Here is a 12,262-nt window from a genome sequence, read left to right on the forward strand (position 1 = left end):
AAGCGATCAGGGGCAGACAACAGGCTTTTCCCAAGCGGGGACGGGCCCACCCGTCAGAACCAGGCCAGAAGTTGCTGGCGAGGGCAGGCAAATCAATTTGCAGTCCTTGAATCGCCAGGGCGAAACTTCCGGCGAGGGGCAAGTACTATCCGGGCAGGCTTCACCTCCCCACTCCCGGCCGGGGCAGCCCGGAAACCCCACGGCCGCCGACGAAGCCGGCCGCCACCTTATGCCGAGGCTGACAAGGGCCGAGCCCGTAGGCGGCCCGCGCTCCGCTCCCGCCGACGGGACCAGAGAAGGCCGGCCGCCATCATCCATGCAGCCCGTGTCCCAGCTTCAGGGCCTGCGAACCGTTCCAGCAGCCCCTCCGCAAGCAAATGCGCTTGGTACCGAAAGGGCCAACAGGCCGGGCCGGTCGGCCGGCTTGCTGGGGGAGCCCGCACGCTTGCCCGGTTACGGCAAAGAAGCCGCAGTAAGCGGGGCTGCCGGGAGCGTGGCCGGACAACCGCAGCCGGTCATTAAGGTCACCATTGGGCGCATCGACGTGCGGGCCGTGCTGCAGCCGGCGGCCGCCAGGTCGCAGCCCAAAGCGGAGCCCAGGCCCCTGCTGTCCCTGGACGAATACCTGCAGCAGCGCAAAGCCCGGAACAGTAAATAGATGGTGGCCAAATTCCAAATCCGCAGGTAGATGAGTACGCTTTTAGGGATAGCCGCCGTCACGCACCTGCTGAAGGATATGCTCAACGACGGGCTCCCGCTCGTGGAGGAGGAATCCATGGGCATCATCAACGCTGGAACGCAAATCACGGCGCTTCCGCCGGACCGCATTGTGTTGACCGGCCCAAATCCGCATGTTGGCTTAAACCTGTTTTTGTACCAGGTCCGCCCGAATCAAGGGTGGCGCAACCAGGGCTTACCCGCGCTCGATGATCAGGGGCTGCGCGTCCGCAATCCTCCCCTGGCGCTGGACCTGCACTATTTTTTGACCGCTTACGGGGGTGAGGAGCTGCATGCTGAAACCCTGCTTGGCTACGGCATGCAGCTGTTTCACGCAACCCCGGTTTTAAGCCGGGACGCCCTTCGCAACTCGCCGTTGGCCCGTTCGGAACTGGCCGAGCAAGTGGAGCAAATCAAAATTACGCCTGAGTCGTTAAGCGCCGACGACATGTCCCGGCTCTGGACGGCTTTTCAAGCAGCCTACCGACTGACGGTGCCCTATCTCGTTACCGTGGTGCTCATCCAACTGCAGAAATCGACCCGCACGGCGCTGCCGGTGCTGCAGCGCCAGATTACGGCCTTGCCATTCCGGCACCCGCTCATTGACCATCTTAAATCTCAGGCGCCGGCGGTCGGCTCGCGCGTGGAGGACAATCAGCTAATTCTTACGGGCCACAAAGTATTCGTGATCGGCCAGCAGCTTAACCATGGCCGCGTGGGCGTAACCATCGACGGCGAGTCGGTTACGCTCGATTCCGTGAGCGATTCTCAACTCACTTTCACCGTACCGGACACGCTGCCGGCGGGCATTCACGGCTTGCAGGTTGTGCAGCGGGTTGCGGTTGAACCCCTTGCTCCCGGTGAGCCCCCAGCGCCGGAATACCCAATCACCTCGAATCTACTTGCTTTCGTGCTCAGCCCCACCCTGGGTGTGGCAACCTACGCCCCCGGTTCGGTTGGTGATGCCGACCTGCGTTCAGGGGCGCTGACGCTTCCGGTAGCACCCGCCGTCTTGGCTTCTCAGCGAGTTGTTGTGCTATTGAATGAGGTGGGGACAACGGCAGGCCTAGCGTACAGTTTCCGACGACCCATCCCGGAGCCGGACTCCCTGCCGGCGCAAACGGTTGTCGTGCCGGTCACAAACGTAAAACCGGGCTCCTACTTGGTACGCCTGCAGGTTGATGGGGCCGAAAGCTCTTTGACAACCGATGGCGCAGACAGAATCAACCGCCCGCCGGTAACCATCTCATGAACGCCGCCGAACTGCCGCCCTGGACCACGGCCAATCAGCACTACCTGATGGCGGCAGTAGAAGTACTGCGACTTGAGCTGGGCCGGCACCAACGGGCGGAAACGGAAGATTCCGAGCAACCGGCCCAACAAGCCCACCTCGCGGCAGCGCAGCAGGCGGTAGCGGCAGCCAGGGCAGAACTGTCCGAACCGGCGGCGTTGGATACGGTGATTGCGCAATTGGGTCTGTCTGAATTCGAGGGCCGGGTACTGCTCATGTGCGCGGCCGTGGAACTAGACGCCGAATTCGGGGCCCTGGTCGCCTCGCTGCAGAACGGAGCGGTGTTGCCCTCGTTTAGTTTGGCGCTGGCCGCCCTGCCGGACTCGCATTGGAGCGCGCTTACGCTCAATGCGCCGCTGCGCTACTGGCGACTGCTGGAGCTGACTTCGAGCCCGCTTCTCACCCGGAGCCCGCTCAAGATTGACGAGCAGGTGCTGCACTTTCTTGCCGGCGTGCGGCAGCTGGACGATCGGCTGCGGGAAGTGGTAGAGCCGGTTTCCATGGAAGACGACCTGGTACCGTCGCAACAGGCCGTAGCCAGCCAGATTGTAAGTGCCTGTTTACGGCAGCAGCCCAACGCAGAACTACCACTGATTCAATTCCGGGGCGAGATTACCGCGGATCGAATGACCATTGCGGCCCTGGCCTGCGGGCAGCTCGGCTTGCAGCTTTATAGTGTGCCGGCAAACGCCATTCCGGCAGCCGCCCGGGAAATAACCGAGCTTGCTCGGCTGTGGAGCCGCGAAGCGGCCCTCAACTCCTACGCGCTTTATCTGGACGCAACCGAGCTGGACTCCGGCGACAAACCCCGCTTACTGGCAATTAATGCCTTTATACAAGCTACCCAAGGCCTGCTCATCGTCAGCACAACGCGGGCGGAGCTGCCCATTCAGCGGATTAAAGTGGTTTTCGAGATTCAGAAACCCACCCCAGCTGAACAGCTGATCCTTTGGAAAAACACGCTGGACAGCGTAAGCACCCAGTTGAACGGACAGCTGGAAAAGCTGGTGGCGCAGTTCAATCTCAGCACCAAAACCATTCATGAGGTCAGCTCAGAAATCCTGCCGCATGAGCCCCCCGCTGAGCATAAGCCGGATCAGTCTGCCGAAGGGCTTGGCACCAGGTTGTGGGGGGCCTGTTGCAGGCATACCCGGCCGCAGATCAGCAGCCTGGGCGAATATATCGAGCCTGTAGCCGGCTGGGACGACCTCGTGTTACCGGAAGCGCAGAAGGCCGTTTTGCAGGAGCTCGTCGTGCAGGTAAGGCATCGAGCCAAAGTGTACGGCGACTGGGGGTTTGCCAGCAAAAGCGCGCGCGGCCTGGGCATCAGTGCGCTTTTTGCCGGGGAAAGCGGCACCGGCAAAACCATGGCTTCGGAAGTGCTGGCTAAAGAGCTGGAGTTGGACCTCTACCGGATCGACCTGAGCCAGGTCGTGAACAAGTACATCGGGGAAACCGAGAAAAACCTCAAGCGCATTTTCGATGCTGCTGAAGAAGGCGGGGCCATCCTTTTGTTCGACGAAGCCGATGCCCTGTTTGGCAAGCGTAGCGACGTGAAAGACAGCCACGACCGCTACAGCAACATTGAGGTAAGCTACCTGCTGCAGCGCATGGAAGCCTACCGGGGCTTGGCCATACTGACCACCAACATGAAGAGTGTCCTTGATAAAGCCTTCCTGCGGCGCCTTCGATTTGTGGTGCAATTCCCCTATCCGGACGCTTTGCTGCGGGCCGAAATCTGGAAGCGGGTGTTCCCGCACTATACGCCAACGGAAAACCTTGACCCGGAAAAACTGGCCCGGCTAAACATACCCGGCGGCAACATCCGCAACATTGCTTTGAACGCTGCCTTCATGGCCGCGCACGAAGCCAAACCGGTGCATATGGCCCACATAGCTCGGGCAGCACATACGGAATACACCAAGATTGAAAGAACTCTGAGTAATAATGAAGTAGGAAAATGGTAACGAAACCAAACATCGAGCTTCACATTGAGGAGCTAGTCCTCCATGGGTTTTCGCATCATTCTCCCGCTGAACTTGGTGTCGCTGTTGAACGCGAGATTACTCGGCTGCTACAAGAGCAAGGGTTGCCAGTTGATATTTCCGTCGACGCTAATGTCGGACGACTAAACGCTGGCTCGTTTACCCTTTCAGCTAATGCTACTACAGAGGCAACGGGTCTAAACATTGCAAAGGCTATCTACACTGGATTACCAAAATGGGAACCCTAGCAAATTCAAAAACGGCAAGCAAAACGCCTGCCGTAGCGACGTTTCTTCCGAAGGTTATGAGTAGAGCATGGTCAAATCATGCTCATGAAAACGCTTTTGGCTTAGATCAGGGAGTGGGTCATGATTTTAGCAACATTAACGTGCATAACAGTAAACCTAATCTCTCTGCTAGCCCAAAAAGAGTGCAGCCAAAGTTAGTAATCAACCAACCGGGTGATGTATATGAACAGGAAGCCGATGCAGTAGCTGACAAGGTGATGCGTATGCCTGATGGTATATTAAATCGCAGTATAATCCGAAATTCTGCGGGTCCATCTCTTCTCCGAAAATGTGCTCACTGCGAAGAGGAAGAAAAATTACAGCGAAAAGAAACAGGTGAATCTTTAATGCCTAGTATTTCATCGGCTGTAGAACGAACCTTAAAGTCCTCCGGCCAGCCAATGGATGTAAACACCCGTTCATTTATGGAGCAGCGGTTCGACTATAATTTTAATAATGTGAGAATTCATAATGATTCTTTGGCGCATCAATCATCAAAGGATATAGGGGCGCTAGCATATACGCATGGCAACCATGTGGTATTTGGTGCTGGTAAGTATAAGCCAAATACCAATTCCGGCAAACAATTGCTGGCGCATGAGTTGGCACACACAATTCAACAGGAGGAGCTTAATCATAACTCTATTCAAAGAGAAATAACAGAAAAAAAGGAGGCATGCGCTAAGGAATATCTTAAAGATGAAATAAGTAATTCGAGAAGTGAGGAGGGTTTTTTAAGTCAAGATGTAATTTACAATGGCGCATCAGGGAATGAAGTAAAGGGAGAATTATTGATAGCTGACTTTGGAGTAGATTGGAGGCATATTAAGGAATCGACAAAGAAAAATGAAATGCTAAAAAAATGGATAAATATTTTTGAACAGGACAATAGCTATCGCTTGCAAATTTATGGTTATTCTGATTGCGTAGGTGAATCTGTAAATAATTTATACTTGCGAACTTCTAGAGCACATAATGTTTACGATTTATTGAGTAAATCGTTAAAACAAAGAACTCTCATTACCAAAACGGAGCAGAATAGTTATTACACAAATAATTCAGATTATTTAAATAGATCAAAAAATAGAAGTGTTGTTATTAAATTCAAAAGGAGTTTTGATTTTGGAGGTGACGTGATAGAAATAGATAAAGAAAAATTAGAAGCTATATCAATGGCGGAAAATGATTGTAAAATGGCTTCTGTTTTTTATTCAAGAAATAAATCTAAAGCAATTGGTTTATTTCTTAAAATCTACAAATGCTTAACATGCAGTTTTTCGCAGGCAATTAAAAGCAATAGATTTAACGATCCACTCTGGGTTGCAAAAGTTAACCATGCTACAATTATGAGGCTTGAGCAAGCTCTTTCGCAAAGAACAGGGCTGTATAAACAAGCCATGATACCATGTGATCAATTAGACAGGATACACTCATTAGAACTTTCTCTCGATTTGATTACGGCTATTGCAAGGCCGGATTATAAAATTGTTCTTTTTCAATCGTGTACTGAAGGAGTTGGCATGGTGCATTTACTTGTGGATTTAACAGCATCATTGAAGGAAGCAGGATGCACTGCCCCTAAAAACATGGTTGACTTTAGAGACAAAATACCCCCACTTTTTGAACAATGCAATAAAGCTGTTCTAGATGAAGAGTTTTTAATAGGTGGAATTTTAGCAGCTAGGCATTTTGCAATACCTAAAGTTCATTACTATAGAAATATGTCATGGCGTAATGCTGGATGCTATCCATACTAATTATATGGTTGCAATCTGTGTGATTTATTGGTCAAAATTTAATATTTGCTTTTGACCAATAAATAGAATTATGTCTATCTTATTTTACATAAAATATAATAAGCAAAAAAAGACTAATACATTAGTGTTATAAATAAAAAAACTTTAATGATTTTACGTATATTAGTAGGTAAATAATGTTATAAATATATTTAATATATTACTTTATTATTTGAAATATTTAAAATTTAATCATGACCACGTTTCCAGGCTCCCCGCACATTATCAAAAGCGGCCTTGTGCTAATTAGCCCGGAAACTTCCGTAGTAGAGCGCATCATCACCTTCCAGTACAATCCCGACTCGCTTACTCGCTCTTTTCAGGTTAAAAGCCTCAGCAGCGAAAGCGCTAACCGCACCGATACGCTCCGCCTAACCGGGCCGCCAGTGGAAACGCTCAAGCTCGAGGCCGAGATTGATGCTGCAGACCAGCTGGAAGTGGCGGACTTGGTAACGGTGCAGGTAGGCATTCAGCCGCAGCTGGCCGCCCTCGAAACCATCCTCTATCCTAGCAGCACGCACTTGATTGCCAACAACGCGCTGGCTCAATCGGGCACCCTGGAGATTGTGCCTATGGAGTCGGCCCTGACCCTTTTTATCTGGAACAAACAGCGCATCGTCCCGGTGCTGGTAACCGAGCTAAGCATTACGGAAGAGGCATTCGATGTAAACCTGAATCCGTTGCGGGCCAAGGTCAGCCTGGGCATGCGCGTGTTGAGCGTTGATGACCTGAGCTTCAACCACAAAGGCAGCAGTCTCTACATGAGTTATATGCAAAACAAGGAGCACTTGGCCGGCCTATTTACCAGCGGCGCACTGTCTGATTTAGGCATCAGCACAATACGGTAAGCGATGACTGATCCTATCCAAGCGATGCGGCAGCAAACGGGGCAGGCCCCCGCGCCTTTTCCTGCTACGAGCCGGTACTACGGCCTTGCTACCGCCCAGTTGGAAACTGCCCCCGGCGAGCCGCTCACGTATTTGCGCCGCCGCATGATCCCGCCGCCGGAGCGCTTTTTCATCCTGCAGGAACACGTCGTGACGGCCGGCGAGCGGCCCGACAACCTGACCACCCGCTACCTCGGCGACCCGGAGCAGTACTGGCGCCTGTGCGACGCCAACGGCGTAGTGCAGCCCAACGAGCTAACCGACACCATTGGCCGCCGCCTCCGCATTACGTTGCCGGAGGGCATACCTGGCTACTCTCATGCTTAAAGGGTATTACCTGACGCTGCTGCTGGGCCCGGGGCATTTGCTGCCCCCAGCGGCCTCACCAGCGGCTCTTGAGGCCTTTACCGAAGCCACCGTAACGACCCGGGATGACGGGACCAGTGCCTTCCAGCTTTCTTTTCAAATAAGCAACCGCTCACCGCTGCATACCTCGTTTCTGTTGGCCGGCCAAACCGTCCACTTCCACTACCGGGTACTGGTTATCGTCACGCTCAATGGCACCCCTACCGTGCTGATGGATGGCATCGTTACTCATCACGAAATCAAACCCGATGCTTCCAGTGGGCAGTCCCTGGTCACTATCAGCGGCGAAGACCTGTTGGTGCTCCTGGACAAGAAGGATAACAGCGGCAAGTCGTTTAAAGCCACGGCCCGGGAAGCGCGGGTGGGCCAGCTGATCCGCAAGTATGCCGAGTACGGCATTGAACCCTTTGTAATGGCCAGCCCACTGGTGGATGTAAGCAATGCAAACCACCGCATTCCCTCACAACAGGGAACTGACCGGGCTTACATAAAGAGCTTGGCGGAAGAGGTGGGGTATGACTTTTACTTAAGCTACGGACCCACGCCGGGCCAGAGCGTGGCGTACTGGGGGCCGCGGCCCACCGGCGTCTCCCCGCAGCCGCCGCTCAACATCAATATGGATGCCCACACCAATGTGGAGTCCCTTTCCTTTGGTTTCGACAACGACCAGAAAGCGACCCTGGTCACTTATACTTACGACGAGCAAACAAAAGACATTCAGGTAGAGCCCATTACCCCCGACACTTCGCTCACGCCGGCGCTGGGAACACTGCCCCCGAATGCCACCCGGTCGAGGCCCGTCTCCGACGAGCTAGCCAAGTACTCCTTGGCCAAGGCACAAATGATCGGGCGGGCCAAAGCCGCCCGGCAGGCCGAAGTCATCGGCGGGCAGGGCGAGCTGAATGTCTTGCGCTACGGCCGCATTCTGCAAGCCCGCCAGCCGGTGGGCGTGCGCGGGGCGGGTTCCTCCTTCGACGGTTTGTACTACGTCAAAAGCGTCACCCACACGCTCCGGCGGGGCTCCTATAAGCAAACCTTTGACTTAACCCGCAGTGAGCTGGGCACTTCCACCCCAGGCGTAACGGCATGAGCACTGAGGACCATCGGTATCTGGGGAAGTACCGCGGGGTGGTGGTCAACAACCAGGATCCGGAAAACCGGGGGCGGATTCAGGCCCGCGTGCCCGATGTGCAGGGGATGCTACCCACCACCTACGCGCTGCCTTGTTTGCCAGCGGCTGGTAAGGGCAGCGGGACCTTTTTCCTGCCGGAGCTAAACTCAGCGGTATGGATAGAATTTGAACAAGGCAACCCCGATTACCCCATCTGGACAGGTTGCTTCTGGGGCAGCCCGCAAGACCTGCCCGAAACGGCCCAGAATTCTCCCCCGGCTACCCCTAACATTGTGTTGCAGACTAACGGCCCTAATTCCATTACGGTGTTTGGTAAACCCGACGGAGGCATCACCCTGTGCGCCGGCCCGCTCAACAGCTCCACCAGCCCCCGCATCACGATTACCCCGAATGGCATCACCCTCTCGGCCGGCGCCGGCCTGGCTGAGATTAAACTCTCGGGCCCCACGGTAACCATCAACGGTGACGCCTTGAAAATCACCTGACCGGTGCTTTCTGCGGCTTACCGATTTACTTCTCCTTTTCCGAAGCCTGTAAACTATGCCCGGCTTTGTTCTCCACGCGGGTGCCGCCGTCCAATGCGTGCACGGAGGGGCGGCGCAGCCCACGGCCCCCTATGCGCGGGTGCAGGTCAGTGGCCAAGCTGTTGTGCTGCAGCCGGCCCCTTACATAATAACCGGGTGCCCGTTTAACGTGGGCGGCTCGCCCTCGCCCTGCCTCACGGCCCAGTGGACGAGCGCTTCCACCCGCCTCCAGGCGAGCGGCATGGCCGTGTTGCTGCTCGACAGCCAAGCCACCTGCGCGCCCAACGGCACCCCCCTCCTGATTCTGAGTACCCAGACCCGGGTACTTGGCGGTTGAAATCCCATGCAGCTAGCTTTTCCCTTGCAGTTTGATTCGCGGGGCCGCACCGCCGAAACTGCGGCCGACCTGCACATCCGCGACCTGATCGAGCAGGTGCTCTTCACGTCCCCCGGGGAGCGGGTGAACCGCCCGAGCTTTGGCAGCGGGCTGCAGCAACTGGTTTTCCAGCCCAATAGCAGCGAGCTGGCGACTACCGTGCAGTTTTTAGTGCAGGGCGCCTTGCAGCAGTGGCTGGGGGACTTGATTGAAGTAAATGCAGTGCAGGTAACCAATGAGGAGTCCACCCTGGCCGTCACAATTGACTATACCGTGCGGCGGACCCAAGAGCGCCGAGTAACTCAATTTTTCCGCTGATGATGACGACCTACGCCTGCTGTGATGAGTTGCGCCGCAATGCGGTTAAAGGACACCCCACGGTCAATGGCATCGACTTCCTGGAGGTGGTAGACGAGGCCGGAGCCCCGTTCGAGCAGCGGCAAACCACGTTGACCGTCCACCTTCTTAACGACCTGCGGCCCGAGGATGCCGCGGCCCTGAGCGCGGTTGTCGAAGGCGGGGACCGGATCAGAAACATCCGCGTGACGGCCCTAACGGTTCCTGCCGAGCCTGCGGCCCCGCCCCGAATCCTGCGGGTAACCGTGGCGGAAGCCGGCGACTTTTCAACCTACACGCTCCGCTTGGTGGCGGGAGGGCAAACGACGCTGCCGCCCCCGGGCTTTGATCCCGTGCTCTCGGCGGTGGCCTTTTCCTTCAAGGTGGCGTGCCCGAGCGACTTTGATTGTGAGCCCGCCGCGTGCCCGCCGCCTCCCCCCGCGCCGGCACCGCAGTTAAACTACCTGGCCAAGGACTACGGCAGCTTTCGGCAGCTCATGCTGGACCGCCTGGCCTTGCTCGTACCCGATTGGCAGGAGCGCAACCCGGCCGATTTGGGCATCGCCCTGGTTGAGATGCTGGCCTACGTGGGCGACCACCTGAGCTACCAGCAGGATGCCGTTGGCACGGAAGCCTACCTCAACACGGCCCGTAAGCGCGCCTCCGTTCGGCGCCACGTGCGGCTGATCGATTACGTAATGCACGAGGGCAGCACCGCCCGGGTCTGGGTACAGGTGCAGGTTGCCGGAACGGCCCCGGTTGAGTTGAAACAGGAATACGACGGCGAAAAAACCCAGTTCCTGACCCAAGGGCGGGATGCGGCCGCAAGCAGAGTCATGACGAGCGGCACGCCCGCCTACCGGGCCGCGGTGGAAGGGGGAGCCCAGATTTTTGAGCTGCTGCACGACGCTACGCTCTACAGTCAGCACAATGAAATGCACTTTTACACCTGGGGCAACACCGAATGCTGCCTGCCCACCGGGGCTACCAGCGCCGTGCTGGAGAATCACTACCCCAACCTTAAACAGGGCCAGGTATTGATTTTCGTGGAAGCCCGGGGCCCGGACACCGGCTCAGCCCACGAGGCGGATCCCACGCACCGGCACGCGGTCCGGCTTACGGAAGTAAGCTTTGAAACGGACCCCTTGGGCGGGCCGGACTCCTCGTCTGAATTCGGGTCCGTAGGGTTCGTTGCGCAGGTCACTACCATCCGTTGGCACCCGGACGACGCGCTGCCCTTTCCCCTGTGCCTGTCCTCGCGCCGCGGCACAGCTTCCTTTGCGAACGTAAGCGTGGCCCTGGGCAACATGGTGCTGGCCGATTACGGCTTGACCGTTCGGGAAAAGAAAATCAGCGCCCTAGTCCCCGATACCGTCCCAGACTCCCGGTTATACACGCCCCCGGTGGCCGCTGGCCACTGTAGCGATTCGGCGAAGGTGCGTGTTCCGGCCCGGTATCGCGCCCGGCTGTCTCAGGGTCCGTTAACCCACGCGGTTTTGTACGACTCTCAAAACCCACCGGCATCCGCGAGCGCAGCTATGCGCTGGTCTAGCTCGGAAGCGCAGCCCCTGATTACATTATGCGAGGCGGACGCGCACGGGGAGCCCAACGAGGCGCTGCTCTGGCGACCCCGGCCGGACCTGCTTAACAGCCGGTCGACGGCCCGCGAGTTTGTAGTCGAGACGGAACCCGATGGCGTGGCGTGGCTCCGCTTTGGCAACGACGTGCTCGGAGCCCGGCCCGCCGCCGGGACAAAGTTCCGGGCTACCTACCGGGTAGGCAACGGCCCCCGCGGCAACGTGGGGGCTGGTACCCTGGTCTGTTTGGCCACAAACGATACGGCTATTACGCTGGACCCCCTCCGCATCGTAAGCATTAGCAATCCGCTCCCCGCCCGGGGCGGCACCGCTCCGGAGTCCGTGGAGCAAGTGCGCCAGCAAGCCCCCAGCGCTTTTCGGCGGCAGGAACGAGCGGTTACCCCGGCTGACTACGAAGAGCTTACCCGCCGGGGGGACGCCACGATTCAGGGCGCCGCCTGCACCTTTCGCTGGACCGGCAGCTGGCGGACGGCCTTTGTGACCGTGGACCGCATGGGTGGTCAACCCGTCGACGCGGCTTTTGAGCAGCAGACCCGGGCCCGGCTGGAGCGCTACCGCATGGCGGGCTACGACTTGAAAGTGGACGGCCCCCGCTATGAGCCGCTGGAGCTGAGCATGGAGGTTTGCGTGGCTCCAAACTACGTGGCGAGCGAGGTGAAAGCGGCCTTACTGCGCGTGTTCAGCCGGGGCTACCAGCCCAATGGTCGCCCGGGTCTGTTTCACCCGGACCAGTTCCGGTTTGGGCAAACCGTATACCTGAGTCCGTTTTACGGCGCCGCGCAAGCCGTTACGGGCGTGCAGTCCGTGCAGATTACGGCCTTCCGGCGGCTGGGCAGCCGCGACCCCGTGGGCCTGGTCCGGGGCGATATCTCCCTGGGGCATCTGGAAATTGCCCGCCTGGACAACGACCCGAACTATCCGGATCGGGGACTTTTCCAGCTTATCCTAACCGGGGGCCGATAACACT

The 12,262-nt window shown here is 57.0% G+C and carries 11 protein-coding genes; all 11 read left to right on the plus strand.

What is annotated here, in order from left to right; genetic code table 11:
• Window positions 1-106: 106 nt before the first annotated feature.
• The 11 genes from ACW9KT_RS19650 to ACW9KT_RS19700 all read left to right on the plus strand — a co-directional run bounded on the left by ACW9KT_RS19650 (window position 107) and on the right by ACW9KT_RS19700 (window position 12,258).
• On the plus strand, window positions 107-658 hold the full coding sequence (locus ACW9KT_RS19650; protein ID WP_457083566.1) for a hypothetical protein: 552 nt from the start codon (window positions 107-109) through the stop codon (window positions 656-658).
• 30 nt (window positions 659-688) lie between these two features.
• On the plus strand, window positions 689-1,969 hold the full coding sequence (locus tag ACW9KT_RS19655; RefSeq protein ID WP_457083567.1) for a Pvc16 family protein: 1,281 nt from the start codon (window positions 689-691) through the stop codon (window positions 1,967-1,969).
• Window positions 1,966-3,975 (plus strand): ATP-binding protein, encoded by a 2,010-nt coding sequence (locus ACW9KT_RS19660; RefSeq protein WP_457083569.1) that lies wholly within the window; start codon window positions 1,966-1,968, stop codon window positions 3,973-3,975. The genes ACW9KT_RS19655 and ACW9KT_RS19660 overlap by 4 nt, the downstream gene beginning before the upstream one ends.
• A 253-nt stretch (window positions 3,976-4,228) precedes the next feature.
• Window positions 4,229-6,037, plus strand: coding sequence for an eCIS core domain-containing protein (locus ACW9KT_RS19665; RefSeq protein ID WP_457083571.1), 1,809 nt, complete (start codon window positions 4,229-4,231; stop codon window positions 6,035-6,037).
• A gap of 233 nt (window positions 6,038-6,270) precedes the next feature.
• Window positions 6,271-6,924, plus strand: coding sequence for a hypothetical protein (locus tag ACW9KT_RS19670; RefSeq protein WP_457083573.1), 654 nt, complete (start codon window positions 6,271-6,273; stop codon window positions 6,922-6,924).
• Between the two features lie 3 nt (window positions 6,925-6,927).
• Window positions 6,928-7,290: a hypothetical protein gene (locus ACW9KT_RS19675; protein WP_457083575.1), complete on the plus strand. Its 363-nt coding sequence runs from the start codon at window positions 6,928-6,930 to the stop codon at window positions 7,288-7,290.
• A complete protein-coding gene (locus tag ACW9KT_RS19680) occupies window positions 7,283-8,419 on the plus strand; it encodes a hypothetical protein (protein WP_457083577.1) in 1,137 nt (378 codons plus the stop codon). The genes ACW9KT_RS19675 and ACW9KT_RS19680 overlap by 8 nt, the downstream gene beginning before the upstream one ends.
• Window positions 8,416-8,946 carry a phage baseplate assembly protein V gene (locus ACW9KT_RS19685; RefSeq protein WP_457083579.1) on the plus strand — a complete coding sequence of 177 codons (531 nt, stop codon included), beginning with the start codon at window positions 8,416-8,418 and terminating at the stop codon, window positions 8,944-8,946. Before ACW9KT_RS19680 ends, ACW9KT_RS19685 begins: the two co-directional genes overlap by 4 nt.
• A gap of 55 nt (window positions 8,947-9,001) precedes the next feature.
• Window positions 9,002-9,322, plus strand: a complete 321-nt coding sequence (locus ACW9KT_RS19690) for a hypothetical protein (RefSeq protein ID WP_457083581.1) — start codon at window positions 9,002-9,004, stop codon at window positions 9,320-9,322.
• A 6-nt stretch (window positions 9,323-9,328) separates the two neighbouring features.
• Entirely contained in the window at window positions 9,329-9,679 is a 351-nt protein-coding gene (locus ACW9KT_RS19695) for a GPW/gp25 family protein (protein WP_457083583.1), read from the plus strand.
• Window positions 9,679-12,258 (plus strand): putative baseplate assembly protein, encoded by a 2,580-nt coding sequence (locus tag ACW9KT_RS19700; protein WP_457083585.1) that lies wholly within the window; start codon window positions 9,679-9,681, stop codon window positions 12,256-12,258. The genes ACW9KT_RS19695 and ACW9KT_RS19700 overlap by 1 nt, the downstream gene beginning before the upstream one ends.
• The last annotated feature ends 4 nt before the right edge of the window (window positions 12,259-12,262 follow it).

The sequence above is a fragment of the Hymenobacter sp. HD11105 genome (assembly GCF_054051685.1).

Coding starts and splice junctions, on each gene's coding strand:
- ACW9KT_RS19670 (WP_457083573.1), top strand. CDS start 6,271: ATGACCACGTTTCCAGGCTCCCCGCACATTATCAAAAGCGGCCTTGTG.
- ACW9KT_RS19655 (WP_457083567.1), top strand. CDS start 689: ATGAGTACGCTTTTAGGGATAGCCGCCGTCACGCACCTGCTGAAGGAT.
- ACW9KT_RS19680 (WP_457083577.1), top strand. CDS start 7,283: ATGCTTAAAGGGTATTACCTGACGCTGCTGCTGGGCCCGGGGCATTTG.
- ACW9KT_RS19665 (WP_457083571.1), top strand. CDS start 4,229: ATGGGAACCCTAGCAAATTCAAAAACGGCAAGCAAAACGCCTGCCGTA.
- ACW9KT_RS19675 (WP_457083575.1), top strand. CDS start 6,928: ATGACTGATCCTATCCAAGCGATGCGGCAGCAAACGGGGCAGGCCCCC.
- ACW9KT_RS19690 (WP_457083581.1), top strand. CDS start 9,002: ATGCCCGGCTTTGTTCTCCACGCGGGTGCCGCCGTCCAATGCGTGCAC.
- ACW9KT_RS19700 (WP_457083585.1), top strand. CDS start 9,679: ATGATGACGACCTACGCCTGCTGTGATGAGTTGCGCCGCAATGCGGTT.
- ACW9KT_RS19685 (WP_457083579.1), top strand. CDS start 8,416: ATGAGCACTGAGGACCATCGGTATCTGGGGAAGTACCGCGGGGTGGTG.
- ACW9KT_RS19695 (WP_457083583.1), top strand. CDS start 9,329: ATGCAGCTAGCTTTTCCCTTGCAGTTTGATTCGCGGGGCCGCACCGCC.
- ACW9KT_RS19660 (WP_457083569.1), top strand. CDS start 1,966: ATGAACGCCGCCGAACTGCCGCCCTGGACCACGGCCAATCAGCACTAC.